Source organism: Streptomyces sp. NPDC079141, assembly GCF_040686775.1.
GTDB lineage: Bacteria > Actinomycetota > Actinomycetes > Streptomycetales > Streptomycetaceae > Streptomyces.
On sequence record NZ_JBFBLP010000006.1, the window covers coordinates 42,536 to 66,925 of the forward strand.

25 protein-coding genes are annotated in these 24,390 nt (G+C 71.3%); 13 read left to right on the forward strand and 12 right to left on the reverse strand.

All coding sequences use genetic code 11. From position 1 onward, the window contains the following. Positions 1–6: 6 nt before the first annotated feature. From AB0Q90_RS18760 to AB0Q90_RS18770, 3 genes are read left to right on the forward strand one after another with little or no spacing between them, the layout of a single operon-like run. Positions 7–774: a metal ABC transporter ATP-binding protein gene (locus AB0Q90_RS18760; protein ID WP_363160122.1), complete on the forward strand. Its 768-nt coding sequence runs from the start codon at positions 7–9 to the stop codon at positions 772–774. Beyond that, a complete protein-coding gene (locus AB0Q90_RS18765; protein ID WP_363160123.1) occupies positions 774–1,676 on the forward strand; it encodes a metal ABC transporter permease in 903 nt (300 codons plus the stop codon). Before AB0Q90_RS18760 ends, AB0Q90_RS18765 begins: the two co-directional genes overlap by 1 nt. A 56-nt stretch (positions 1,677–1,732) precedes the next feature. Continuing rightward, positions 1,733–2,149 carry a transcriptional repressor gene (locus tag AB0Q90_RS18770; RefSeq protein ID WP_363160124.1) on the forward strand — a complete coding sequence of 139 codons (417 nt, stop codon included), beginning with the start codon at positions 1,733–1,735 and terminating at the stop codon, positions 2,147–2,149. A 31-nt stretch (positions 2,150–2,180) separates the two neighbouring features. Here the strand turns inward: AB0Q90_RS18770 and AB0Q90_RS18775 are convergent, their stop codons facing one another. The 10 genes from AB0Q90_RS18775 to AB0Q90_RS18820 form a co-directional block, all read right to left on the reverse strand. Next, complete coding sequence (locus tag AB0Q90_RS18775) at positions 2,181–3,014, reverse strand: isoprenyl transferase (RefSeq protein ID WP_363160125.1); 834 nt, start codon at positions 3,012–3,014, stop codon at positions 2,181–2,183. Positions 3,015–3,030: 16 nt separating this feature from the next. Further along, entirely contained in the window at positions 3,031–3,777 is a 747-nt protein-coding gene (recO, locus tag AB0Q90_RS18780; protein WP_363160126.1) for a DNA repair protein RecO, read from the reverse strand. Positions 3,778–3,803: 26 nt separating this feature from the next. Beyond that, positions 3,804–4,424, reverse strand: a complete 621-nt coding sequence (locus AB0Q90_RS18785) for a DUF1266 domain-containing protein (protein WP_363160127.1) — start codon at positions 4,422–4,424, stop codon at positions 3,804–3,806. 25 nt (positions 4,425–4,449) lie between these two features. Next, a complete protein-coding gene (locus AB0Q90_RS18790) occupies positions 4,450–4,653 on the reverse strand; it encodes a hypothetical protein (protein WP_363160128.1) in 204 nt (67 codons plus the stop codon). 99 nt (positions 4,654–4,752) lie between these two features. Beyond that, the gene (locus tag AB0Q90_RS18795; RefSeq protein ID WP_363160129.1) at positions 4,753–5,766 is read right to left on the reverse strand and encodes a DUF6879 family protein; all 1,014 of its coding nucleotides are present in this window, start codon (positions 5,764–5,766) and stop codon (positions 4,753–4,755) included. Positions 5,767–5,800: 34 nt separating this feature from the next. After that, positions 5,801–6,769: an SCO2521 family protein gene (locus AB0Q90_RS18800; RefSeq protein WP_363160130.1), complete on the reverse strand. Its 969-nt coding sequence runs from the start codon at positions 6,767–6,769 to the stop codon at positions 5,801–5,803. A gap of 1 nt (position 6,770) precedes the next feature. Continuing rightward, the gene (locus AB0Q90_RS18805; RefSeq protein ID WP_363160131.1) at positions 6,771–7,751 is read right to left on the reverse strand and encodes an SCO2522 family protein; all 981 of its coding nucleotides are present in this window, start codon (positions 7,749–7,751) and stop codon (positions 6,771–6,773) included. Then, positions 7,748–8,665: an SCO2523 family variant P-loop protein gene (locus tag AB0Q90_RS18810; protein ID WP_363160132.1), complete on the reverse strand. Its 918-nt coding sequence runs from the start codon at positions 8,663–8,665 to the stop codon at positions 7,748–7,750. The genes AB0Q90_RS18805 and AB0Q90_RS18810 overlap by 4 nt, the downstream gene beginning before the upstream one ends. A gap of 3 nt (positions 8,666–8,668) precedes the next feature. Then, positions 8,669–10,519 carry an SCO2524 family protein gene (locus tag AB0Q90_RS18815; protein ID WP_363160133.1) on the reverse strand — a complete coding sequence of 617 codons (1,851 nt, stop codon included), beginning with the start codon at positions 10,517–10,519 and terminating at the stop codon, positions 8,669–8,671. 89 nt (positions 10,520–10,608) lie between these two features. After that, positions 10,609–11,403, reverse strand: a complete 795-nt coding sequence (locus AB0Q90_RS18820) for an SCO2525 family SAM-dependent methyltransferase (protein WP_363160134.1) — start codon at positions 11,401–11,403, stop codon at positions 10,609–10,611. A 261-nt stretch (positions 11,404–11,664) separates the two neighbouring features. Here AB0Q90_RS18820 and AB0Q90_RS18825 point away from each other — a divergent pair, with 261 nt between their 5' ends. The 3 genes from AB0Q90_RS18825 to bla all read left to right on the forward strand — a co-directional run bounded on the left by AB0Q90_RS18825 (position 11,665) and on the right by bla (position 14,887). Further along, complete coding sequence (locus tag AB0Q90_RS18825; RefSeq protein ID WP_363160135.1) at positions 11,665–12,198, forward strand: GNAT family N-acetyltransferase; 534 nt, start codon at positions 11,665–11,667, stop codon at positions 12,196–12,198. Between the two features lie 103 nt (positions 12,199–12,301). Beyond that, a complete protein-coding gene (locus tag AB0Q90_RS18830) occupies positions 12,302–13,792 on the forward strand; it encodes an alpha/beta hydrolase (RefSeq protein ID WP_363160136.1) in 1,491 nt (496 codons plus the stop codon). Positions 13,793–14,011: 219 nt separating this feature from the next. Beyond that, positions 14,012–14,887, forward strand: coding sequence for a class A beta-lactamase (gene bla, locus AB0Q90_RS18835; RefSeq protein ID WP_363160137.1), 876 nt, complete (start codon positions 14,012–14,014; stop codon positions 14,885–14,887). Here bla and AB0Q90_RS18840 read toward each other — a convergent pair. Then, the gene (locus tag AB0Q90_RS18840; RefSeq protein WP_363160138.1) at positions 14,880–15,317 is read right to left on the reverse strand and encodes a protein phosphatase; all 438 of its coding nucleotides are present in this window, start codon (positions 15,315–15,317) and stop codon (positions 14,880–14,882) included. The two genes, bla and AB0Q90_RS18840, sit on opposite strands and share 8 nt — an antisense overlap. An 81-nt stretch (positions 15,318–15,398) precedes the next feature. Between AB0Q90_RS18840 and AB0Q90_RS18845 the strand changes: the two genes are divergently transcribed. Further along, complete coding sequence (locus AB0Q90_RS18845; protein WP_363160139.1) at positions 15,399–15,944, forward strand: SigE family RNA polymerase sigma factor; 546 nt, start codon at positions 15,399–15,401, stop codon at positions 15,942–15,944. Next, complete coding sequence (locus AB0Q90_RS18850; protein WP_363160140.1) at positions 15,941–16,858, forward strand: hypothetical protein; 918 nt, start codon at positions 15,941–15,943, stop codon at positions 16,856–16,858. Before AB0Q90_RS18845 ends, AB0Q90_RS18850 begins: the two co-directional genes overlap by 4 nt. Positions 16,859–16,906: 48 nt before the next feature. Here AB0Q90_RS18850 and AB0Q90_RS18855 read toward each other — a convergent pair whose 3' ends face one another. Continuing rightward, positions 16,907–17,614 (reverse strand): FadR/GntR family transcriptional regulator, encoded by a 708-nt coding sequence (locus AB0Q90_RS18855; protein ID WP_363160359.1) that lies wholly within the window; start codon positions 17,612–17,614, stop codon positions 16,907–16,909. A gap of 204 nt (positions 17,615–17,818) precedes the next feature. On the opposite strand from AB0Q90_RS18855, the gene AB0Q90_RS18860 reads away from it, so the two are divergent. The 5 genes from AB0Q90_RS18860 to AB0Q90_RS18880 are packed head-to-tail and all read left to right on the forward strand — an operon-like array spanning position 17,819 to position 24,299. Next, the gene (locus AB0Q90_RS18860) at positions 17,819–19,438 is read left to right on the forward strand and encodes an ABC transporter substrate-binding protein (protein WP_363160141.1); all 1,620 of its coding nucleotides are present in this window, start codon (positions 17,819–17,821) and stop codon (positions 19,436–19,438) included. A 4-nt stretch (positions 19,439–19,442) separates the two neighbouring features. Beyond that, the gene (locus tag AB0Q90_RS18865) at positions 19,443–20,405 is read left to right on the forward strand and encodes an ABC transporter permease (protein ID WP_363160142.1); all 963 of its coding nucleotides are present in this window, start codon (positions 19,443–19,445) and stop codon (positions 20,403–20,405) included. Next, a complete protein-coding gene (locus tag AB0Q90_RS18870) occupies positions 20,402–22,375 on the forward strand; it encodes a dipeptide/oligopeptide/nickel ABC transporter permease/ATP-binding protein (protein ID WP_363160143.1) in 1,974 nt (657 codons plus the stop codon). The genes AB0Q90_RS18865 and AB0Q90_RS18870 overlap by 4 nt, the downstream gene beginning before the upstream one ends. Then, entirely contained in the window at positions 22,372–23,385 is a 1,014-nt protein-coding gene (locus tag AB0Q90_RS18875; RefSeq protein WP_363160144.1) for an ABC transporter ATP-binding protein, read from the forward strand. Before AB0Q90_RS18870 ends, AB0Q90_RS18875 begins: the two co-directional genes overlap by 4 nt. After that, positions 23,382–24,299: a dihydrodipicolinate synthase family protein gene (locus AB0Q90_RS18880; protein WP_363160145.1), complete on the forward strand. Its 918-nt coding sequence runs from the start codon at positions 23,382–23,384 to the stop codon at positions 24,297–24,299. Before AB0Q90_RS18875 ends, AB0Q90_RS18880 begins: the two co-directional genes overlap by 4 nt. Positions 24,300–24,390: the final 91 nt, after the last annotated feature.

The following is a 24,390-nucleotide window of genomic DNA, read 5'->3' on the forward strand; positions in this document are numbered from 1 at the left end:
GACCTCGTGAGCGAGCCCGTCATATCCCTGCGCGGCGTACGCGCCGAGCTGGGCTCGCGGCCCGTCCTGCGCGGCATCGACCTCACCGTGTCCCGCGGTGAGGTCGTCGCGCTGCTCGGGGCCAACGGCTCCGGCAAGTCGACGGCCGTGCGCAGCGTCATCGGCCAGGTGCCGGTCAGCGCCGGCGAGATCGACCTGTTCGGCACCCCGCGCCGCCGCTTCCGCGACTGGCACCGCATCGGCTACGTCCCCCAGCGCACGACCGCCGCGGGCGGCGTCCCGGCCACGGTGACCGAGGTCGTCTCCTCCGGCCGCCTCTCCCGCGCCCGCTTCGGCCTGCTGCGCAGGGCGGACCGCGAGGCGGTGCGCCGGGCCCTGGAGCTGGTGGGCATGGCGGACCGCGCGAAGGACTCCGTCGACGCGCTCTCCGGCGGCCAGCACCAGCGCGTCCTGATCGCCCGCGCGCTCGCCGCCGATCCCGAACTGCTGATCATGGACGAGCCGATGGCGGGCGTCGACCTGGCCAGCCAGGAGGTCCTGGCGGCGACGCTGCGCGAACAGGTCGCGGCCGGTGCGACGGTGCTGCTCGTCCTCCATGAACTCGGCCCCCTGGAGCCGCTGATCGACCGCGCGGTGGTCCTGCGCGACGGCTGCGTCGTACACGACGGTCCGCCGCCGAAGGCCGTCGGCCAGCACGCGCTGCCCGGCCACGACCACGTCCACCCGCACGCGCCGGCGGGCGCCGAACCGATTCGCACGGGACTGCTCAGCTGATGGAAATCCTCAACTACGCCTTCATGCAGCGGGCGCTCCTGGCCGCCGTCCTGGTCGGCATCACGGCCCCCGCGGTCGGCATCTACCTGGTCCAGCGCCGCCAGGCCCTGATGGGCGACGGCATCGGCCACGTCGCGATGACCGGCGTCGGCCTCGGCTTCCTGCTGTCCTGGTCCCCGGTGTGGATGGCAACGCTGGTCTCCGTCCTCGGCGCGGTCCTCATGGAGCTGATCCGCTGGTACGGCAAGACCCGCGGCGACATCGCCCTCGCCATGCTCTTCTACGGCGGTATGGCCGGCGGCGTGATGTTCATCAACCTCGCGCCGACGGGTTCGAACGCGAACCTGACGTCGTACCTCTTCGGCTCGCTGTCGACGGTGTCCGAGTCGGACGTCACGGCGATCTGCCTCCTGGCGGCCTTCGTGGTGCTCGTCACCGTCGGACTGCGCCGCCAGCTGTTCGCGGTGAGCCAGGACGAGGAGTTCGCGCGGGTCACGGGCCTCCCGGTCCGCGCCCTGAACCTACTGACGGCGGTCACGGCCGCGGTGACGGTGACCGTCGCGATGCGCGTGGTCGGCCTGCTGCTGGTCTCGGCGCTGATGGTGGTCCCCGTGGCCGCCGCCCAGCAGCTCAGCCGCAGTTTCGCCGCGACCTTCGCGATCGCGGTGGCCATCGGCGTGACCGTGACGATCAGCGGCACGGTCACCTCGTACTACCAGGACGTACCGCCCGGCGCGACGATCGTGCTGCTGACGATCGCGGCGTTCATCCTGCTGACCGCGCTCGCCGCGCCGCTCGCCCGGCGCCGCGCGCGGGCACTGGCCGCCGCGCAGGGCGCCGGCGACCCCACAGAGTGCACGATTCCGGCCAGTCGGGGCACCGACGGAAAGGTCGGCGTCTGACCGGTGACAGGCCGGGCTGGCACAATGGCCCGGCAGGCAGACGTGTAGGAGGCAACGTGACGACCGCTGGACCGCCCGTGAAGGGCCGTTCCACCCGGCAACGGGCCGCCGTGGCGGCGGCCCTCGACGAGGTCGACGAGTTCCGCAGTGCGCAGGAACTGCACGACATGCTCAAGCACAAGGGCGACTCGGTCGGGCTGACCACGGTCTACCGCACGCTCCAGTCCCTCGCCGAGGCCGGCGAGGTCGACGTCCTGCGCACCTCCGACGGCGAGTCCGTCTACCGCCGCTGCTCGACCGGCGAACACCACCACCACCTGGTCTGCCGGGTGTGCGGCAAGGCCGTGGAGGTCGAGGGCCCGGCCGTGGAGAAGTGGGCCGACGCGATCGCGGCGGAACACGGCTATGTGAACGTGGCGCACACGGTGGAGATCTTCGGCACATGCGCGGACTGCGCGGGCACCGACAACTGACTCGGGGGCGCCGTGGGCGCCCCCGATCCCGTTACTGCTGCTCACCCTCCATGGCCAGCAGCTCCTCGTTGGGGATCGCACCCCCGAAGCGCCGGTCGCGGGAGGCGAACTCCACGCAGGCGCGCCACAGGTCACGACGGTCGAAGTCGGGCCACAGGACGTCCTGGAAGACCATCTCGGCGTAAGCGCTCTGCCAGAGCAGGTAGTTGGACGTGCGCTGCTCACCACTGGGCCGCAGGAACAGGTCCACGTCCGGCATGTCCGGGTAGTAGAGGTACTTCGCGAAGGTCTTCTCGTTGACCTTCGACGGGTCGAGCCGCCCCGCCCGCACATCCGCCGCCAGCGCCTGCGCCGCGTCCGCGATCTCCGCACGGCCGCCGTAGTTCATGCAGAAGTACAGCGTCAGCTTGTCGTTGCCCTTGGTCTGCTCCTGTGCGACCTGGAGCTCCTTGGCGACCGACTTCCACAGCTTGGGCATCCGCCCGACCCACCGCACCCGGATCCCGAGCTCGTCGAGCTGGTCCCGCGTCTTGCGGATGAAGTCCCGGTTGAAGTTCATCAGGAAGCGCACCTCGTCGGGCGAACGCTTCCAGTTCTCGGTGGAGAAGGCGTACAGCGAGATCGACCCGACGCCCATCTCGATCGCGCCCTGCAGAACGTCCAGCACGCGCTCGGCACCGACCTTGTGGCCCTCGGTGCGCGGCAGCCCGCGCTCCTTGGCCCAGCGCCCGTTCCCGTCCATGACGATCGCCACATGGCGGGGGATCAGCTCCCCGGGGAGCTTCGGCGCACGGGCCCCGGACGGATGCGGTTCCGGCGCCCTGTACTCCCGATGCTGCCGCCCCAGGATCCCGCGTACGACCATGTGCTCCTCGTCTCCCTTACTTTTCCACGTACCGAAGCGAGCGCAGCCCGCGCTCCAGGTGCCAGTGCAGATAGGCGGACACCAGCCCGCTGCCCTCCCTGACGTGGCGCGCCTCGCAGGCGTCCGCCGTCTCCCAGTCTCCCGTAAGCAGCGCACCGAGCAGTTCCAGGGTCTGCGGCGAAGGTACGACGCTACCGGGCACCCGGCAGTCGACGCAGACCGAGCCTCCGGAGGCGACCGAGAAGAAGCGATTCGGCCCCGGCATGCCGCACTTCGCACAGTCGCCGAAGCTCGGGGCGTACCCGTTGACGGCGAGCGACCGCAGCAGGAACGCGTCGAGAATGAGATGCGGCGCGTGCTCGCCCCGGGCCAGCGTCCGCAGGGCGCCGACGAGCAGCAGATACTGCTGGACGGCCGGTTCGCCCTCGTGGTCGGTGAACCGCTCGGCGGTCTCCAGCATGGCCGTCCCGGCGGTGTAACGGGCGTAGTCGGTGACGATCCCGCCCCCGTACGGCGCGATCGTCTCGCTCTGGGTGCACAGCGGCAGCCCACGGCCGACCAGCTCACTGCCCCGCGCGAAGAACTGCACGTCCACATGGGAGAACGGCTCCAGCCGCGCCCCGAACTTGGACTTGGTCCGCCGCACGCCACGCGCCACGGCACGCACCCGCCCGTGGCCACGCGTGAGCAGGGTGATGATGCGATCGGCTTCACCGAGCTTTTGCGTACGCAGCACGATGCCGTCGTCGCGGAACAGACTCATGGGTCCATTCTCCCGTACGCCGACGGTCAGCGGGCGCGGTCGGGGTGGGTGATGGTGTCCCAGGGGGCCTGGTTCCAGGGGCTGGCGCGGTTCGCCGGGTCCAGCAGGGACCGCAGGTGTGCGTCCGCGTCCGCCTGCGGTGCCGGGAAGCCGGCGTCGGCGGTGCCGCGCAGCCCGTCCTGCCAGACCTTCCGGCCCAGCAGATAGTGGTCGGCGTACTCCCGCCACGAGCCGTACGTCCGCGCCACGGCCGGCACGATGTTCTTCAGCGCGGTCCAGGCGTCGGCCTCGCTGAGCAGCCCGCAGCCGAAGCCCCGGCGCGAGATGTCGACGTACAGGGCGGCGTCCCAGGCGAGCGGCGAGACGCCGGTGAGGCGGTGTGCGCGGGCTCGGTAGCCGGTGCGGGACAGCTCGTCGAGCCGGCCGGCCAGGGCCTCGCGCGAGGTGATGCCCCACTGCTCGGCCAGCCACCGCCGGGCCGCGTCGTCATCGATGCGCGTGAACGGGTACAGGGTGCTCCGCGAGGCGTTGCGGTCCCGGCTCACCGGCGCGCTCAGCGACACCATCCACAGCTGGTGCGCGGTCAGCGGCACGGGGTACCGGCGGACGGCCTTCGGCCCCTGCTTCCTCCATCTCCACAAACCCATGCCGCCGCACCCTAACGTCCCCGCGTCAAGGCACCTCACCGCAGGTGTGCGCGGCAGCCGCACGGGCCCGCTCGGCAGAGGTGGCGCGGCGCACGGCCTCCGGCGCGGCGTCCCACTCCCGGCCGCCGCCGTACGGTCTGAGCTGGACGTAGGGTCCTACGTGCCCCATGACGATGCCGATCCTTCCGGTGCGGGTGTCGATGACGTATGAACCGAGGGGTGGCTTCACCGCAGAAATTCCTTCCGCGTTTCCTGCGCTTCTTCGTCCCGTTGGTTCCCCGCACCCACCGGATTTCACTCTTCGCATCACCACGGTGGCTTTGCGTGCCTAGACTCGGGTGGGGTCCGGCCCGAGCTCGTCCTCCGGGGTGCTGGCCTCCCAGAGGTCGTTGAAGCGTTCGACGCGTTCGGCGACATGGTCCGGGGTCATCTTCAGCAGGGTCTTGCTGGGGGCGGCCCGTACGTCGGGCTCGATCTCGTAGCAGAGTTCGCCGTCGAAGATGATGAAGTCGTTCACCGAGGTCACCGGGACGCCGTCCAGCTGCGACTGGTCGCAGATACGCGCGTCGATGCCGAACCTGCGCTGTCTCGCGCAGAGTTTCTCCAGGGCCTCGGTGATCTCGGCGGGGCTGTCCACCAGGAACAGCCGCCGTATCTCCACGCCCCGTTTACGGATGGCGTCGCCCTGCGCGACGAGATAGCGCTTGCCGGGCCCGCTGGACCAGAAGTCCCGGTCCACGGAGGTACTGGTGGCGTAGAGGGTCTTCTTCGTGCACGCGGTCAGGGTGAGGATCCACTCGTTGTTCTCGCCGGGGCAGTCCGCGGTGCCGTTGCTGAGGTTCTCCATCAGTAAGGCGAGACCGGCGATCTCCTCCTGCGCGAACCGCTTCACGATCTCCGAGCCGTGCTCGCCGACCTGGGTGTACTTGCGGGCCAGCCGGGTCACGCCGTCGGAGCGCAGGACGGACCGGTCGACCTGGCTGAACAGCTCCGTCGCCGCGTTGATCTTGGCGAAGCTCTCGTCGACCGCCGACCGCATCTCGCGGTGGTGGTCGGCCAGGCTGTCCCGCATCCCGCGTATCCGGCGCTTCTGGGCGTCCTCCACGGCCTCCAGCCGCTCCCCGAAGTCCACCAGGTACTGCACGATCAGCACGGCGCTGCCGACCATGACGGACATCATCCACTGCCAGACCTCGCTGGCGTCCGGCGTCAGCACATTGGTCAGCACGAAGGTGCCCGCGGCCAGCGACACCGTCACCAGCGTCTTGCGGAACAGCTTCGAGCGGCGTTCCTCTTCAGGCTGCGGCAGCGCCCCTGTTTCCCCTGTCGTCGCTCCGCTCATGTCGCTCCCCCGTCGGGTGTCTTGTCCAGCCGCCTCAGCGCGAACTCAGTGCCTCGTGCAGCAACGGAATGGCCTGGACGGCCAGTTGGTCACGGATGCGCTGAACCAGGTTCCGCCACTGGCGGGTGAAGCCCGGTTCCTGCTCCAGTTCGTCCCACAGCTGGGCCAGCGTGCGGTCCACGTGCGCGCGTGGCATCCACACATGGAGCAGGTGATCGACGGCCGGGCGCAGGGCGAGGACGGCCGCGGGGCCGTCCGCCGCGCCGGGCCGGCTGTTCTCCAGCATGTGCTGAACGGTCGTCAGCAGCCAGTCGTGCAGGGCGAGGTCCTCGCACAGGCCGGCCGCCGCGGCCGCCGGGGTGTCCTCGGGCAGCCGCAGCTGCACGGTCCGCAGCCCGTCCTCGGCCAGCGTGAACCGGGTGAGCGCCGGGCCCTCGCCGGCCGGGGCCCGGCGCGCGACCCAACGCAGGTGGGTGCGGCGGGACTTGAAGGGCGCCTTGTGGTCGAGGAGGGGATGGCGCAGGAGCCCGGCGAGCAGCCCCTCGGCGATCATCCCGAGGTCGAGTTCGCCGCGCCCGGCGCCGCGCAGGACGCCCTCGGCGGTGGCCTGTTCGGGCAGCTTGCCGAAGGGTTCGACGAGGCCCGGCCGCACGAGGTAGTGGCCCCAGGGGCGGCGCAGGTCGGGGCCGGAGTCCGGGGCGCTGAACCAGGCGGTCGACTGGAGCACGCGGCCCTCGGTGAGCACGGCCCGGGCGGCCACCGTGCCGACGGCCCGGACGCGGGCGCCGTTGGCGGTGGGCAGCCGGCAGTCCACTCCGGTGAGGACCTCCGGGGAGCGCACATACAGGTTGGGCCGCTCGGAGACCCGGACGTGTTCGTCGGCGCGCAGCCTGAGCAGCGCGGCCGCGGCCCGGCCGTCCAGTGCGTGGAAGGACGGCAGCAGACAGGTGCGCACCTCGCCGCAGGCGAGGACCGGACGCGCCGACTGTCCGGGGGCCACCATCTCAGGCCCCCTCGGCGGAGGAGTCCGCGGGCTCCTCGTAGAAGACGTAGGCGGCGCGCTGGGCGACCGCCGCGGGGACCTCGGCCTTCTCGCCGGCGGATCGCGCGGCGACCTGGCGGAGGGCTTCGGAGTCGACGTCTATCTGGTCCAGGATCAGGCGTACGGCGTCCTCGACGGCGAGGAAACGGTTGGGCATCACGGTGCAGGTGCGGTACGCGCTGAACGGGGCGGCGTCGGGGTTGAGCCGCAGCAGCGGCGGCAGCCGGTCCCAGTCGTGCGGGAAGTCGGCGCCGTCCCACTGCCGGGGGGTCAGCACGGGCTCGCCGAGGTGGCGCAGCAGGCCGAGCCGGGCCAGTTGCCATACGGCGGCCAGGAACGGGCAGGACCACAGGCGCCGGCCGTCCTTGTCGGACCACAGCTCCACGTCCATGAAGACGGAGTGGTTGCGGGCGGCGGTCTCCTGGGGCGGCTGCCAGCCGGTGACCTCGGCGAGGGCGGCGCCGCGGCCGGGGCTGCGCTGCCCGTTGGCGAGCCAGCCGGTCTGGCTGACGGGCGGGCGGGAGCCGTGGGAGCCGGGCGGCGGGGACTCGACGAGGCGGTGCATGACGGACTCGGCGAGTTCGATCCGGTCGGCGACGGCACAGCCGGACTCGCGGGCCAGGTAGTCGATGGTGAGGCCGGCCTTCTCGGCTTCCTTGAGGACGACGGGGATGAGTTCGGCGGGGGTGGAGAAGCGGGTGAAGTAGTCGTCGACGAGGAAGCAGGTGCTGATCCGGGGCCGGTTGCCGCCGGCCCGCCGGGCGGCGGAGGCGCGGGCGGCCTCGGCCCAGATCCGCACCTCCGCGAAGTGCTCGCCCAGCCGCTCGGGTCCGGCCTCGAAGTCCTCCATGTAGAGGTGGCCCAGCTCCAGGGAGAGGTGGGCCAGCGGCACGGACTGGGTGCGTGGCTCGGCGCTGGTCTCCCGGAAGACGACGTCGCTCATGCCTGCTCCCAGTACTTGTCGTCGGTGAGCCGGCCGGCCAGTTCGCTGAGTGCCTGCCAGGTCTCCATGTTGGCGATCTGGCTGTCGAGGACGTCCTCGTCGGTGATGAGCTGCTCGCGCCACTGGAGCACGGGTTCGAGGGGTACGGCGCCCAGGACCTGGCTGTAGCCGATGCCGTGGGCGGAGGCGAGCTGCTTGAGGTCGCGGTCGCACTCGCGCATCCACGCCGACTGGGTGGCCGACACCTGCGACCACAGCGCGGATCCGGGGTCGGGCACGGCGGCCCGGACGAAGCGTACGGCGCCGCGCAGGGCGTCCTCGTCATGGCCGCGGGCGACGCCGCCGGCGACGATGCCGCGCTTGCCGAAGACCAGGCTCGCGGCGGCCGCCACATGCTGGCGGGTCCAGCGGTGGAAGACCAGCCAGCGGGCCTCGACGCCGCTCATCTCGGGCTGCGAGGTGGCCTCCAGGGCCATGTCGACGGCGTAGGAACGGCCGGCGCTGAGGTCCACGATGATCAGGTCGAACTCGGAGTTGAGCCGCAGCAGCAGATCCACGCAGCGCCGCAGGTTGTCGTCGGTGGTGGCGAACTCGCCGCCGCTGAGGTCGCCCGGCATCAGCACCAGCCGGCCGGAGCCGGGCGGCCGGTTGCGCAGCACCCGGTGCTCGGTGTCCGCCCAGACGTCGACCCGGACGGGTTCGCCTACCTCGCCCACCAGATACGAGTGCAGTCCGCGGTCCTCGGCGGCCTGGCGGGCGTCGGGCACGTCGAAGACGGCGGAGGCGGTGGGCGAGCCGAAGTCGAAGTCCAGGTAGCAGACGTCGTCCCCGGCCAGCGCCCGGTGGTAGGCGAGGTTGGCGCTGGTGACCGAGCGGCCCGTGCCTCCCTTGTCGGAGGCCGCGAAGATCAGCACGGGTCACACTCCCTGGGACGCGGCGTCGCGGGCCCGGGCGAGGGCGTCGATCTGGCCGAGCACGTCGAGGGCCAACGAGTAGGAGGTACCGGGCTGTTCGTCCACCAGGCTGCGGGCGCGGCGCAGCTTGACCTCGATGTTGCGCAGTTGCATGCCGTGCCGGCCGTCGTCCTTGGGCGCGGGTTCCATCTGCTCGTTGCCCAGCAGATGGGCGGCCTCGCTGAGCAACGCCTTGGACAGTTCGATCAGTTCGAGGCTGCGGATCGGTGGCTGCTGGTACATCTGGTGGGCCGACACCATCACCTCGGTGACCCGCTCGGTGATGCTCCACGACACCGGCACGCGCCGCTTGAGGATGTCCGCCTCGGGGTAGGCGGCGTGGACGTTGTCCCACAGGCCGACGCCCTCGCCGTCCCGGATGCGCCGGCGCCACATGTGGTCGAAGACGCTCTCGGCGAGCCCGAGGAGCCGGTCGTGCGAGGCCAGGTTGCGGGAGAGCGTGCACAGTTGGACGGTCCGCTTCAGCAGCTGCGCCGAGAAGTCGCTCATGGACCAGGTCATGGGCGGGCCGATGCGTTCGCTGCCCTGGAGGGGCAGGGCGACGCCCACGTTGTGCAGCTGGTGGACCATGGGGTCGTCCTGCGTCATCCGGCTGGTGATACGGCCGCGTTCGGCGAGGCGCTCCATGATGCGGACGGTGCGGGTCAGCTCCTCGTCGGTGGCCCGGCGCCGCATGAGGTCGTGCACGAGGATGGCGGTGACGGAGAGGGAGAAGTACTCGGACTCCAGTTTCTGTCCCGTCGTACGCCAGGGGATGTCCTCCAGGGGCCAGCGGTCGGCGTCGAAGCGGGCGATGCGGGACCAGTACTGCTGGGTCAGTTCCCAGCGCAGCCGGAGCGCCTCGGCGAGCTTCTGCTGTTCGGCGTTGAGCAGGCCCAGGGTGAGGGTGCGGTCGGAGAACAGGTCCTGGATGCCGTCGAGGGCGACGACGGTGAAGTAGAGGTAGGGCACCGCGTTGGCGACGCCTTCGGGCTGGGGGCCGATGGGTTCGTCGGTCTCGACCTCGGGGGCGTCCTTCACCAGGGTCCAGGCCCAGCCGCACTCGAAGAGCTGGTTCTCGTCCTTGAGTCCTTCCTCGACGTCGATACCGAGGAGGAGGCTCTCGACGATCGCGGCGCGCAGCGGCCGGAAGCGCTCCTGGAATTTCTTCAGCACCTGGCGCTGCGACAGCCGTCCCTGGCCGAGGAGTTCGCTGAGCGTCTGTCCCTGGGAGGAGTCGGTGTCGAAGACGTTGACGGTGAAGGAGCGCAGCAGGCTCACCATGGCGGCGGTGAGGCGGTTGCTGGTGGCCGCGCGCAGATCGGCGATGGTCTCCTTGATGTCGGTGCGCCGGGTCTTGGTCTCGTAGACCTTGAGGAAGCCGAGTGTGGCCAGGCACAGGGTGATGGACATCGAGAAGGAGTCGACGACGCCGACCTGGCGCTGTTCCTCGGTGAGTTCCTCGTTCTTGTCCGCGGTGCCGAAGTAGTAACCCCCGGCGAACGTGGGCCGCTTGTCCTCGCCGGTGTGACGGCGCATGAACTCGGCCGCCGCGGTGACCAGGTTGGCCGGGATGTCGAGCCGGCCGCCCGCCTTCCTCATGGCCTGCTGGACGTCGTCCTGCGTGGTGTCCGGATCGTCCAGCCGGAAGGCGGGAATCTCCGTGGCGGGGTAGAGGAGGCAGAGCAGCCGCTCCGCGTCGGCGACGCTGCTCTCACCGCCCCAGTCGCCCCAGTTCCACCCTCCGCCCTCGAACGAGTGGCGAGCGAGCGCCTGCCAGATGTCCAGCAGATGCTGGCGTGGCTTGATCTGCATCCCATGCCCCTCACACAGGCCGCACTGCCATCAATGGAGGAAAACCCTCTTCTGTTGTGCCCGAGGATTCAGTCGCCGAACGGCGCCGGTCAGCGAACGGCCGGCGGAATACGCGAATCCGAATTTCGCCGCCCATAGGCGACGATCATTCCGGAATAGCCGTCGCGCACGGCGGCCGAGGATTTGAGCCGGGTGGTCTTGAAGTCGTCGGCGAAACGCTCCAGGCTCGCATACACCTCCGACTCGCCCACGTCGCAGGCGGGGAAGAAATGCTCACCCGCGTGATAGCCCTTCGAATGCTCCATGAAGGCCGCGGCGAAGGGCGCCCCGGGGGCCAGGGCGCGCAGGAAGCACTCGACGCCCCGGTGGAACTCCTCGTGGGAGGAGGTCATCGACTCGGCGACGAAGAACATGGTGCCCAGGGCCCACTCCCCCTCGTGCCGCACGAGGTCGAAGAGATTGCCCGGCCGGACCGTGACGACATCACGGAACCGGGCCCGCGGGTCCATGTCGAAGGCGGCATAGGCGTCGTTCTTGCACAACACGCGCCAGAACTGGTCCCAGTTGCCGTCGTAGGAGCCGACTTGGCTCCTGAGGTAGCGCACATTGGCGGACGAGCGCTCGTAGAGAGTGATCTCGTCGCACCAGGGCAGCATGGCGAGCGCGGGATAGAGGTTCGCACCGGCGCCCACGTCGATCCCCGAAACAGGTCCGACGGCCCGCTTCCGGAAATGATCGCCGAAATGATCCCGGATGATGGAAAGGATCTCCGCGTCCTCAGCCTGTAAGTCGCGGTAATTGTGATCAACGTAGGCGATCGGGTCGAATGCCGCCCAGGACACGTCCGCATTCAGCTGGGCATCCCCCGAGGATCTCAAGGTCATTCTTCAACGGTACCAACGCCGGGGGCACCATGGATCCCCTCTGCGCCAATGTGACGAAACAGCGACGGGGGCGGGGCGCATCAGGGGCGCATCGTGGCGAATGGATTCCTGTGAGCCGATGCGGCCTTGAACGGCCGTATCACCCCGCCCAAGATGGTCGGAACTCTGCCGAACACACCCGAAAGGCAGACATCTCGCGTCCCACTCGTACCACCCGTACGGGTGTCAACGCACCATTGACTCCTATCCGCAGGGGGCGGCATGGCGGCCATTCCAGAGGAACGTTTCCCTTCGCGTGGCGGCCGCACCGGACCCGCCCTCTTCCGCGACCGCGCGTTCATCGACCGGCCCCTGACGATGAGAGGCGTCACCGAGGCGGACCTGCCCGAACTCGTCCGCGTCGACCGCGAGGCGTTCCCCGAGGAGCCCTACCCCTACTTCGTGCTGCGCCAGTTGTACGACGTGCACGGCGACCGCATCCTCGTCCTGGACGACGGGGACCAGCTGCACGGCTACGTCCTCTTCCTCACCACCTCCGACGGCTACCAGGGCTGGATCGTCAGCCTGGGCGTCACCCGTGACCAGCGGGGGCGGGGACTGGGCCGGCGGCTGATGCTGGAGGTGCTGCGCCGGATGCGCACCGAGGGTGTGCACGAGGTCCGGCTGACGGTGGAGCCGACGAACGCCGCCGCGATCGTGCTGTACCGGTCGATCGGCTTCTCGTCCGACGAGGGTGTGCACAAGGACTACTTCGGGCCCGACGAGGACCGGCTGGTGATGACGCTGCATCTGTGACCCCCAGGGGTCATCCCGAGGGCGGGTATGGGGGTAATCCCCCGTGCACATCAGGCTGTTACCCGGATGTGACGGACTGTCAAGATCCGCGAGGCTGCTGTGCATGAAGCAGATCACGAGAAGTGCGGCCCTGATCGCCGCGGCCGGTGTCGTCCTCGGTCTCGCCGTGCCCGCCGGCGCGTTCGACGGCGGTGGCGGCGGCGAGCGTGCCGACGCCCTTGAGTGGACCGCGTGCGAAGGCGAAGGGCTCGACCCCCGGCAGAAGTGCGCGACCGTCTCCGTGCCGTTGGACTACGCCGACCCCGACGGCCGGCAGATCGACCTCGTCATCTCCCGTATCCCCTCCGAGAATCCCGCCGCCCGCCGCGGCGCGCTGCTGCTGATCCCCGGCGGTCCCGGCGGCGACAGTCTCGGCGACCCCTCGGACAAGGGGCAGAAGCTCCCGCAGGAGGTCCGCGACGCCTACGACCTGATCGGCTTCGCCCCGCGCGGGATGGCCCCGTCCACCTCCGTCACCTGCGACCTGGAACAGCGCGACCTGGCCGCCTCGAAGCTGCGGCCCTGGCCCGCCGCCGACGGCTCCGTCACCGAGACCATGGTCTCCGCCCAACGCATGTCGGACGCCTGCGCCCAGAACGGCGGCGAGCTGATCCGGCACATCAGCACCGCCAACGAGGCCCGTGACATCGACCGCATCCGGGCGGCGCTCGGCGAGCGCAAGCTGTCCGCGTGGGGCGTCTCCTACGGCACGTACGTCGGCGCGGTCTACGCCGAGCTGTTCCCGAAGCGCACCGACCGGATCGTGCTGGACAGCAACGGCAACCCCGATCCCGTCCGGGTCGAGCGCACCTGGCTGGCGGCGTTCGAGCGGGGCGTGGAGGACGTCTTCCCGGAGTTCGCCAAGTGGGCGTCCAGGCCCGGCAATCCGGACCGCGTCGCCCTGACCCCCGAGCAGGTGCGGTCGCAGTTCCTGGCCCTGGCCGACCGTCTCGACCGCGATCCGATCCCCTGGCCGGGCGCCAACCCGCCCGTGCTGGACGGCACCGAACTGCGCCAGGCCATGCTCACGGCCCTGTACGACCCGGACGGCTTCCCCCAGCTGGCCCAGCTGATCCGGGCAGCCCGCGAGGGCACGGTGCCCGCGGTGCCCCCGGCCCCACCGGAGGAGCTGCTCCAGAACGTGATCGCGGTGGCCGCGGGGACCATATGCAACGACGCCGCGTGGCCCTCGGACCCCGCCGTGTACCAGAAGGGCGTCACGAAGAGCCGGGCCGAGTTCCCGCTGACCGCGGGCATGCCGCGGAACGCGATGCTGTGCGCCGCCTGGCCGTTCCCGCCGAAGGAGGCGCCGGTCAGGATCACCGACCGGGGTCCGTCCAACGTGCTGCTCGTGCAGAACGCACGTGACGTGGCCACCCCGCTCAGCAGCGCCCTGAAGATGCGCGAGGCGTTCGGCGCCCGGGCGGTCATGGTGACCAACGACGCCACCGGCCACGACGCCTACCTGGCCAACGGCACCGAGTGCGGCGACCGTCTCGTCTCCCGCTTCCTGGCGACGGGCGAGCGGCCGGACGGGGACGTCCACTGCGAGTGAGCGAACAAGGGCGACCCCACGGCGTCGGCCGCCGCGAGAGCAACCGGCGGCGGGCCCACGACGCCGACCGCCGCAAGTGAGCAACCGGAGGCAGGCCCACGACGCCGGCCCCCGCGCATGAGCAACCGGCGGCGGGTCCACGGCGTCGATCACTGAAGAAGATCGACGCCGTGGAACCGAGCGAAGGAGTCCGAGATCTTAAGCCCCGCCCAGTCCCAGATGACCCGCCGTACGCTCCTCGCGGCCGGCACCGCCACCGCCGCCGCCCTGTTCGCCGGCGGGCCCGCCCAGGCCGCCCCGGCCGGCTCCGTCAACGCGCGCCTGTGCGAGCTGGAGGAGCGGCACGGCGCCCGCCTCGGCGTGTACGCCCACAACCTCGCCACGCGCAGAACCGTCCGGTACCGCGCCGACGAACTCTTCCCGATGTGCTCGCTGTTCAAGACGCTGGCGGCCGCCGCCGTCCTGCGCGACCTGGACCGCGACGGCGAGGTGCTCGCCCGCCGGATCCACTACACCGAGGCCGACCTGGTGGCGCCGGTCCCGGACCGGATCAGGGAGCACCTGGCCGACGGCATGACGATCGCGGAGCTGTGCGAGTTCGCCATCACGCACAGCGACAACACCTCGGCCAACCTGGTGCTGCGCGAGCTGGGCGGACCCACCGCGATCACCCGCTTCGCCCGTTCCCTCGGCGACGAGGTGACCCGGCTGGACCGCTACGAGCCGGACCTCAACTCGGCCGAGCCGTGGCGGATCACGGACACCACCAGTCCGGCGGCGATCGGCCGCACCTACGGCCGCCTCGTCCTCGGTGACGCCCTCAGCCGCCCGGACCGCGAGCTGCTCACCCGCTGGCTGCTCGCCAACACCACCAGCACCGCCCGCTTCCGCGCGGGCCTGCCACCGGCCTGGACGCTCGCCGACAAGACGGGCTCCGGCTCCTACGGCACCGCCAACGACGCCGGCATCACCTGGACGGAGGACGGCACCCCGATCGTCCTGGCCGTGCTGACCACAAAGCCCGACCAGAGCGCGGCCTGGGACAACGCCCTGGTCGCACAGACGGCGTCGGTGCTGGCCGAGACGCTCAGCTGAACCGTCGTACGTACCGCCGCTGCCACGGCGTCTCCACCGCGTGAGGGTCGTAGTGGCGGCGGACGTACGCGACGGCCTCGGCGGGCGGGACCCCGTCCAGGACCGCCACACAGGCCAGCGCCGTGCCCGTACGGCCGCGTCCGCCGCCGCAGGCGACCTCGACCCGCTCCGCCGCGGCCCGGCGCCAGGCCTCGGCCAGCACCGCACGGGCCTCAGCGCGGTCGGCCGGGAGCCGGAAGTCGGGCCAGCGCAGCCAGCGGGACTCCCAGGGGACTTCGGGGGGTTCGGCGCCGAGGAGGTAGACCCCGTACGAGGGGGCGGGCGCCCCGGGGTCGAGGGGGCGGCGCAGGGCGCGGCCCCGGATCAGGCGTCCCGAGGGCAGCCGGAGCACGCCGGGGTCCCGCTCGTCCCACTCCTTCTCCTGCGCCATCCGCTCATTCCAACCCGGCCGGGGAACCCGGGCAACCGAATCCGCGGCAATGGTGGTCTGGAGGGCGAGGGAGGGTGCTTGATGCAGGCCGAACAAGAGGACCGGTTCCAGGAATTCGTCCGGGCGCGGTGGTCCCATCTCGTGCGGACCGCCTATCTGCTGACGGGCGACGCACACCACGCCGAGGATCTGACGCAGACGGCGCTGGCGAAGGCGTACCGGTCGTGGCGGCGCGTCGCGCGCAGCGACAACCCGGAGGCGTATGTCCGGCGGATGCTCGTCAGCTGCAACAGCGACCGGTTCCGCAAGCGGCGCGTCCCGGAGGCGCTGACCGCGGCGCCGCCGGAGACGGCGGGCCGCGACGAGGCCTACGCCTGGGCCGACGAGCGCAGCGCCCTGCTGCCCGCCCTCGCCCAACTGCCGCCCCGACAGCGGGCGGTGGTCGTCATGCGCTACTGGGAGGACCTGTCCGAGGCGGAGGTCGCCGAGGTGCTCGGCTGCTCGCCCGGCACGGTCAAGAGCCAGGCGTCGAAGGGCCTGGCGAAGCTGCGTACGTATCCGGGGCTCGCGCGGGTGATGGGCGGCTCCGACCACAGCCATGTGCCGAACGGGGGGACCCACAGGTGAGCGAGGAACACAACGAGCGGGACTTCGAGGAGCAGTTGCGCGAGCTGCTCGCGCAGGACGCGTACACGATCCGTCCGTCGGCGGCGCCCTACCCGGAGATCCGCCGCCGGGGCGTGGTGGAGCGGCGGCGCAGGGTGGCGGCGGCCGGGGCGGTGCTGGTGACGCTGGCCGCGATGCCCGTGGGGGCGTACGCGCTCGGCGGGGGCGGGGGCTCGGAGGTGGCGACGACACCGACGCCGACGGTCAGTGCCACGCGGGCCGCCTCCCCCACACCGTCCCCGACCCCGTCCGGTCCCGCGCGGCCGGCCACGGACGGGCAGCTCATGGACGGGATCACCTTCGAGCAGGCCGCGGACGCGATCGACGCGTGCCTCGCCTACGACCAGAAGTTCTCCGCCGGCCCGCCCGGCACGGACCTGGGGCGGGCGGACGGTTACCGGATCCTCCTGGCGATGAGGAGCACCGGCGACTCCAACGCGCCCGGCGACGGCATGTACGTCGTCGGGGTGCGCAAGGACGACCCCGATCAGCGGCGGATGATCTGCAACATCCGCGACGGCGAGGCCCAGGGCATCAACGCGGGCAGCGGCGGCTCCTACGGGCCGGACACCCCCGCGGTCGTGCCGGACATGAACGCCGGCAAGCTGTACCAGCAGTCCTATCTGGACCGCGGCAACTGGAAGCTCCCCTTCCGGTGGGGTGCGATCGGCACGGTCGACCCGAAGGTGGCCAGGGTGACCGTCTCCTACGGCGGCGAGACCGGCGAGGCCGTCCTGGACCACGGCTGGTTCGTGGCCACGGGCGAACTGAACCAGCAGGTCACGGTGGCCCCCCGGGTCAAGGGCTACGACGCCGACGGCAAGCTCCTGTACGACTCCGACCAGGACGAGACGTACGAGAAGACCCTGCCGTAGGGCGGGCGGCCGGCGCAGAGGGGGTGCCGTTACAGGGGGCGGCACCCCCTATGCGTCTGCGCCCGGCGCGGTACGGGCCTCGATGCCGCGGAAGTGGACCGCCATCGCGTGCTGCGCGCCCTCGACGTCCCGGGCGCGCAGTGCGGTGACGATGTCGCGGTGGCGGCGGACGGTGAGTTCGGGGGCCGGCCTGCCGGGGTGGCCGAGGGTGCCGGAGACACGGCGGAAGACGGTCCAGAAGGCGCCGAGGAGCTGCGGCACGAGGGAGTTGCCGAGCGGGGCGTAGAGCAACTCGTGGAACTCCCGGTCGAGTTCGTCGAAGGGCAGACCCGCGCGGCCGGCGGCGCCCATCCGGTCGACCACCTCCTCCAGCCGGTCCAGCTCGGCCTCGGTGATCGTCGCCACCACCCGGCGCAGCAGCCCGTCCTCCAGCACCTCGCGCACCTGGAGCATCTCGGCGAGCGCCCCGGTGTCGTGGTCATGTCCGGCGAGGGCGCGGAAGGTCAGGCCGTCCACGAGCGGAGTCAGCGAGGCCTGCCCGACATAGGTGCCGTAGCCGTGCCGGATCTCCACTATGTCGAGCGCCTGGAGCGCCTTGAGGGCCTCGCGGACGGAGTTGCGGCTGACGCCGAGGTCCGTCATCAGCTCGGTCTCGGTGGGCAGGGGCGCGCCCGGCCGGAGCCTGCGGTCGAGGATGAGCTGGACCACCGCGCGCCGTATGCGACTGTTCCCGGTCTCCCCGGCCATGCGCGGCATCGTACGCGCCGGGACGTCCCACGTCCCACCTCCGGCGCCCATCAGGGTCAACTCCCGCCATTTCGCACCGCCATTGGTCCGACCTGTGGCGGAATACGCCATTCGTGTGCGATGCCTTGACCGCCCCCACGGCCGCTCCTATGGTCGCGGCTGACCAGGACGTAGGACGTCGTATCTCCTCTTCACTCCCCCCTTGGAGGAACCGTGCGCGACGTGACCCACGACGTGCCGGCGCTGCACCGCCGGTCGTTCCTGAAGTACACCGGCGCCCTCGGGGCCTCGGCCGCCGTCGCGGCCTGTTCCGCCGGGCCGGAGTCCACGAACGACACGGGCGGCGGGGGCGGGGGCGCGAACCGCACCCTGACGGCGGTCATCGGCTACGGCAACGACGGCAGCTGGGACCCCACCCAGACCGCGTCGGCGTTCGCCATGGCGGCCAACCACCACATCTACGAGGGGCTCCTCGACACCGACCCCATCTCCCGCGAGCCGTACCCGGCCCTGGCCACCGAGGTGCCGGGCGACCTGAGCGGCACCTCATGGCGGTTCACGCTGCGGGAGGGCGCGACCTTCCACGACGGCAAGCCCGTCACCGCCGACGACGTCGTGTTCGTCTTCGACCGGATCCTCGACCCGGACACCCAGACCCTCGCCAAGGGCTTCTTCGCGAGCTGGCTGAAGGAGGTCCGCAGGACCGGTGACCGCAGTGTCGAGCTGGTGCTCAAGTTCCCCTTCCCGGAGGGGATTTCACGGCTCACCCTGGCCAAGGTCATGCCGCGGCACGTGTTCTCCCGGCCGGGCGCCTGGGACGACGCGATCAGGGGTCTCGCGGTGGGCTCGGGGCCGTACCGGCAGACCGCGCACCACCCGAAGTCCAACACCACCTTCGAGGCCTTCGACGGCTACAACGGCCCGCGCCCGCCCGCCTTCCGGAGGATGAACTGGCTGACGATCGTGGACGCGGCCCCGCGCGTCGCCCGTATCTCGGGCGACCGGGCGGGCGCGCAGATCGCGGACAACATCCCGTACGCCAATGCCCCCCGGCTGGAGAGCGGCGGGCTGACGGTCGCGGGCGGGTCCGGGATGAACAACCTGTTCCTGATGTTCAACACCCGGCACAAACCCTTCGACGACGTGCGGGTACGGCAGGCGCTGCACTACGCCGTCGACACCGAGAAGATGGTCGAGGTGGCGCTCAAGGGCCATGGCACACCGTCGACTTCCTTCCTCAACGAGGCCAACCCCTCGTACCGGAGGGCGAAGACGGTCTACGACTACGACCCCGACCGGGCGAAGGCGCTGCTGAAGCAGGCCGGGGTCAGCGGGCTGAAGATCGACATCCTCGCGGTGAACGTCAGCTGGATCGTGGACTGTCTGCCGACGATCAAGTCCTCCTGGGACGCGATCGGTGCGCGGACGACCCTCTCCCCGCAGGAGACGACCGCCGTCTTCACCAAGATGGACCAGAAGCAGGACTACCAGGTCGTGGCCGCCGCCTCGAACCCCAACCAGTTCGGCCTCGACGCGGACCTGATCATGCACTACAACTACGGACCCGCCAACCTGTGGATGCAGTACACCCGTTGGGCCGACGACCTCGTCGCCAAGCAGCTCTTCAAGGACATGGACCGGGCCACGCGGGAGCCGGACCCGGCCCGGAAGAAGGCGATGATCCAGGACTACATCGACGTCGTCGCCGAACAGGCCGTGCTCTACCCGGTCGTGCACAACGAGCTGATGACGGCATGGGACCCGGGCCGGCTCACCGGCATAAGGGCACAGCCGTACCCCGGTATCAACCTCCTCCAGGCCAAGTGGGCCTGAGGCCATGACCGCGGTCGTCCGCATCCTGCTCCGCCGTATCGCCCTGCTCGTGCCGCTGACGCTCGGCATCGTGCTGTTCGTCTTCCTGGTGATGCGGTTCTCCGACGTCGACCCGGCGTCCGCGTTCTTCCAGGGCGCCAACCCGACCCCGCAGCAACTGCACGACTTCCGCGAGGAGCACGGCCTGCTCGACCCCCTGCCCGTGCGCTACGCCGGCTTCGTCGGCGACCTGGCCCACGGCGACCTGGGCACCAGCACCCTCACCCGCGGCGAGGTGGTCGACCAGGTGATGACCGCGCTGCCGCTCACCCTCCAGCTCACGTTCCTGGGCCTCGGCATCGCGGTGGTGCTGTCGCTGGCCGGCGGTGTGACCGCGGCCGTCCACCGCGACCGGCTGCCCGACCAGATCATCCGGGTGCTCTCCCTGACCGGGGTGGCCGCCCCCGGCTTCTGGCTGGCGCTGCTGATGATCCAGTACCTGGCGGTCGACCTCGGCTGGTTCCCGACCGGCGGCTACATCAACCCGGCCGACTCCTTCACCGGCTGGCTCAGGACGATGACCCTGCCCGCGCTCGCCCTGTCGCTGCCGGTCGCGGCGCAGCTCACCCGGATCGTGCGGACGTCGGTGGTGGAGGAGCTGGACAAGGACTACGTCCGGACGGCGATCGGCAGCGGGCTGCCGCCGCGGGTGGTCGTGGGCCGCAACGTGCTGCGGAACGCCCTGATCAACCCGCTGACCGTGCTCGGTCTGCGGGTCGGCTATCTGCTGGGCGGCGCGGTCGTCATCGAGACGATCTTCTCGCTGCCCGGCATGGGCAAGCTGATGATCGACGCCGTGAAGAACGGCGACCCGGCCGTCGTGCAGGGGGTCGTGCTCACGACGGCGTTCGGCTTCGTCGTCGTCAACCTCGTCATCGACATCCTCTATCTGCTGGTCAACCCGCGACTGAGGGACTCCGCCGCATGATCATGACGCGCAAGAGCCTCACCGAGGCGCTCGCCCGGCCCGGCGTCCGGCTGCGCGGCTGGCGCAGGCTTCCGCTGCTGTCGAGGCTCGCCGTGTGCTTCCTGGCGCTGGTGGTGTTCGTCGCCGTGTTCGCCCCGCTCCTGGCCCCGCACGATCCGCTCGACCAGCAGCCGCCCGTCGACGGCACCGGCCATCCGTCCGCCGAGCACTGGATGGGCCAGGACAGCCTGGGCCGGGACATCCTCAGCCGGCTGATGTACGGGGCCCGCTGGTCGCTGGCGATCGGGCTCGGCGCGACCGCGCTCGCCCTGGTGGCGGGCGCGCTGATCGGGGCGGTCGCGGCGACCTCCCGCAAGGCGGTCGACGAGACGCTGATGCGCTGCCTGGACGTGGTGATGGCGTTCCCCGGGATCGCGCTGGCGGCCGTGCTGGTGGCCGTCTTCGGGGGTGGGATCACCGTCCTGATCTGCGCGATCGCGTTCCTGTTCACCCCGCCGGTGGCGCGGGTCGTACGGGCGAACATCCTCGACCAGTACGGCGAGGACTATGTGACCGCGGAACGGGTGATCGGCGCCCGCACCCCGCACATCGTGTGGCGGCACGTGGCGGTCAACTGCGCGGCGCCCGTGCTGGTGTTCTGCACCGTGCAGGTCGCCGAGGCGATCGTCTTCGAGGCGTCGCTGTCCTTCATCGGCGCGGGGGTGCGGCCGCCCGACCCGTCGTGGGGCAGTGTCATCGCGGACGGCAAGAACATGGTGCTGACCGGGGGTTGGTGGGCGACGGTCTTCCCGGGCCTGCTGATGCTGGTCACCGTGCTGTCGCTGAACATCCTCTCCGAGGGGGTCTCGGACGCGTGGGCGGCACCGGCGGCCCGCGACGTCGAGGTACCCGAGGACGGCGACCGCCTTCAGGCGCCGGAGCCCGGCAGCGGCGAGGTCGTCCAGCTGCCGGGGCTCGCGGAGGCCGCCCGGCGGCTGCGCGCCCGGGCCCGGCCGCTGCCCGAGGGCGACCGGCCGGTGCTGGCCGTGGAGAACCTGGCCATCGGCTTCGAGGGCCGGCACCGGGGCGTGGACATCGTCGACGGCATCAGCTTCGAGGTGCGGCCCGGCGAAGTCCTGGGCCTGGTCGGCGAGTCGGGCTGCGGCAAGTCGCTGACCGCGCTCGCGGTGATGGGCCTGGAGCCGCGGGGCGCCCGGGTGCGCGGCCAGGTCCGCTTCGGCGGGCGGGAGTTGCTGGCCGAGCCGATGCGGGTACGGCGCCGGCTGCTCGGCCACGAGATGGCGATGGTCTACCAGGACGCCCTGTCCTCCCTGAACCCGGCGATGACCATCCGCGCCCAGCTGAAACAGGTCGTCCGGCGCGGCGGCCGCCGCAGCCCCGAGGAGCTGCTGACGCTGGTCGGCCTCGACCCCGACCGCATCCTGCGCAGCTATCCGCACGAGCTCTCCGGCGGCCAGCGCCAGCGCGTCCTGATCGCCATGTCCCTGTCCCGGGACCCGAAGCTGATCGTCGCCGACGAGCCGACGACCGCCCTGGACGTGACCGTGCAGGCCCAGATCATGGGCCTGCTGCTGCGGCTGCGCGCGGAGCTGGGCTTCGCGCTGATCCTCGTCTCGCACGACCTGGCCCTGGTCGCGGACGTCACCGACCGGGTGGTGGTGATGTACGGCGGCCAGGTCGTCGAGACGGGCGTGACCGCCGACCTGGTGGAGGCGCCGGCCCACCACTACACGCGCGGGCTGCTCGGCAGCGTGCTGTCGCTGGAGGGGGCGGCCGAGCGGATGACGCAGATCAAGGGCGTCGTGCCCTCCCCCGCCGACTTCCCCGAGGGCTGCCGCTTCGCCGACCGCTGCCCGCTGGCGAGCGAGATCTGCCGCACCACCCCGCCGGACCTGGTGGGCACATGTACGCACACGGCGGCCTGCCATCACCCGGCGGTCGAACTGGTGACGACGGAGGCCGTGAAGTGAGCGCGATCGTCGAGCTGTTGGGCACCCATGTCGTCCACAAGGCGCGCAGCGGCGGTGTGTTCACCCGGGACCGGGTGTACGCGCTGACCGGCGCCGACCTCGCGGTGGCGCCCGGCGAGACGGTCGGCGTGGTGGGCGAGTCGGGGTGCGGCAAGTCGACGCTGGCGAAGGTGCTGGTGGGCGTGGACCGGCCGACGTCGGGCACGGTGTCCTTCCGGGGCCGCGACCTGTGGACGATGCCGGCGGCCGAGCGGCGGGCGACGGTGGGCCGCAGCACCGGCATGATCTTCCAGGACCCGGCCACGGCCCTGAACCGGCGGCTGACGGTCCGGCAGATCCTGCGCGACCCGCTGGACGTGCACGAGCACGGCACCAAGCGCGAACGTGAGGACCGGGTACGGGAGTTGATGTCCCTGGTGGGGCTGCCGGGCGCGCTCGCCGGAGCCCTGCCCGGCCAGCTGTCGGGCGGCCAGCGCCAGCGCGTCGCCATCGCCCGCACCCTGGCCCTCGACCCGGACCTGGTGGTGGCGGACGAGCCGACGAGCGCGCTGGACGTCTCGGTCCGCGCCCAGATCCTCAACCTCCTGCTGGACCTCAAGGAACGCCTGGGCCTGGCCCTGGTCTTCGTCTCGCACGACATCCAGACGGTCCGGCGGATGAGCGACCGGGTGATCACCATGTACCTGGGCCGGATCGTGGAGGAGGCGCCGGCCGACCGGGTGACGGACCGCTCCTGTCACCCGTACACCCGCGCCCTGTTCTCCGCCACGCCCGGGCTGCTCGACCCGGTCGACCCGATCCCGCTGGCCGGGCCGGTGCCGTCGGCGACGCGTCCGCCGAGCGGCTGCCCGTTCCGGACACGGTGCTGGCGGGCGACGGAGGTGTGCGAGCGGGAGATGCCGGAGTTCTCCGCCGCGTCCACGCCCGGACATCGCTTCCGCTGCCACCATCCTGTGGAGGAGGGCCGGTCGACCCGCGACCTGGCGCAGTCCGCAAGGGAGCCTTCATGATCCCGCTCACCGGTGTCGTTCCGCCCGTCTGCACGCCCCTGACACCGGACCGCGAGGTGGACGTGGACTCGCTGCTCAGGCTGGTCGACCATCTGGTGGGCGGCGGGGTGCACGGGCTGTTCGTGCTCGGCTCGACCTCGGAGGCGGCCTTTCTGACGGACCGGCAGCGCAGGCAGGTGGTCGAGGCCGTCGTGGGACATGTGGGCGGCCAACTCCCGGTGCTCGCCGGGGCCATCGACATGAGCACCCCGCGGGTGCTGGACCACGTCACGGCGGTCACCGCGGCCGGCGCCGAGGCCGTCGTCGTCACCGCACCCTTCTACGCCCGCACCCACCCCTCGGAGATCGTCCACCACTACCGCCGGATCGCGGCCGCGAGTCCGGTCCCGGTGATCGCCTACGACATCCCGGCGGCCGTGCACACCAAGCTCCCCGCCGAGCTGCTGCTGGGGCTCGCCGCCGACCGGGTGCTGGCCGGGGTGAAGGACTCCAGCGGCGACCTGGGCTCCTTCCGCACGGTGGTTACCGGGGCCCGCGCGCATCCCGGGTTCAGCGTCCTGACCGGCTCCGAGCTGCTCGTCGACGCGGCCCTGGCGCTCGGCGCCCACGGCGCGGTGCCCGGCCTGGCCAACGTCGACCCGCACGGCTACGTCCGTCTCCACCGGCTGTTCCAGGAGGGCGACCGGGAGGGTGCGCGGGCGGAACAGGAGCGGCTGTGCGCACTGTTCGGGATCGTCGGCGTCGGGGACCCGGCCCGGATGGGCGGCAGTTCCTCGGCGCTCGGCGCGTTCAAGGCGGCGCTGCATCTGCGCGGGGTCATCGACTGCCCGGTGACGGCCGAACCGCAGGTGCCGCTGTCCGGCACCGAGGTGGAGCGGGTGGGGAAGTTCCTGGCGGCGGCCGGTCTCCTGTGAGGTGAACACCGAATGGAGTGTGCGTGGAGTGCGTACAACCATTCGGTTTCGCCGTGGGTCTTGTGGTGTGTGCGGGTCGGATCTGACGACC